The organism is Gardnerella sp. CCPDSM, assembly GCF_056754715.1.
In genome coordinates, this window is record NZ_JBQEQO010000035.1 from 1 (window position 1) to 1031 (window position 1031).

Genomic DNA, 1031 nt, shown 5'->3' on the forward strand with positions numbered 1-1031 from the left:
CTAAGAAAAACGCTGATCATCCAACCATGAAACCAATAGCTCTTTTAGCGTATCCGATTAAAAACTCGAGTATGACGAACTCGCTTGTGTTAGATCCGTTTGCTGGAAGTGGTAGCACGCTTATAGCTTGCGAGCAGACTGGTAGAGTCTGCTACGCTATCGAGCTTGATGAGAAATATTGTGACGTGATTGTGAAACGTTATATTGAGCAGGTTGGAAATGATAAGAGTGTGAAAGTTTTAAGAGGCGGTAAAGAATACTCGTTTACTGAAGTATTTACTAACGAGTAAGACTCGTATTTTATATGAAAAATAGTTTGCGACCGCTTGCTATAAACCTTCTTTAGAGTGATTTATATATGTACCCGAAAAAATCTAAAGGAGGCAAAATGGAATTAAAATACGGGTTAAAAGGAAAAGATAGGCAGCCGCTTATTAAAGCTATAGAGGATTCTACGGGAGTAAAGGCTGTTTACTTAAAAACTCCGAGTATGTCTTACAGGATAGGTGTTTTCAACATTAGTAAAGATGGTACGGTCACGTGTAGTAGTGAAGAAAATTTAGATGATTTAAAAAACATGTTAGACGCTGACTATGGTATAAGTCTTCCAGTCTGCGCGTGTGATGGTACGCAATGTTTTAGTGTTGAGTTTCCTAAAGATAAGGCTGATGTGGTAAAGCTTAGGAAAATTCTTGATAATAAGGGTGATCTTATTAAAAAAGCGTTAGGAGTGAACAGTCTTAATATTAAGGAAGAAGATGATAAGCTTATTTTTCCTTGGTTTGAGCAGGCTAACCAACCAGGCTTGGCATCCTATGCGAAGTTTATAAACAGTCTTTGTAAAATGAGCGTGGAAATTAAACGCGTTAATAATAGTAAGCATAATCCGGTTAACGATAAGTATGCTTTCAGATGTTTTCTTCTTAGACTCGGGTTTATAGGAGACGAGTTTAAACAAGACAGGAAAATTATGCTTTCCCGTTTAGAAGGGTCCTGTGCTTTTAGAAACGGGGGTGAGCGTAATGCTGTAT

2 protein-coding genes are annotated in these 1031 nt (G+C 37.6%); both read left to right on the forward strand.

Translation table 11 applies throughout. The features are described from left to right. Nucleotides 1-290, forward strand: a 290-nt coding sequence (locus ACTJLE_RS06350) for a DNA-methyltransferase (RefSeq protein WP_481267891.1), incomplete at its 5' end; no start/stop codon positions are given. 98 nt (nucleotides 291-388) lie between these two features. Next, nucleotides 389-1031 (forward strand): virulence protein (locus tag ACTJLE_RS06355; RefSeq protein ID WP_481267892.1); only part of this gene is annotated, 643 nt, incomplete at its 3' end.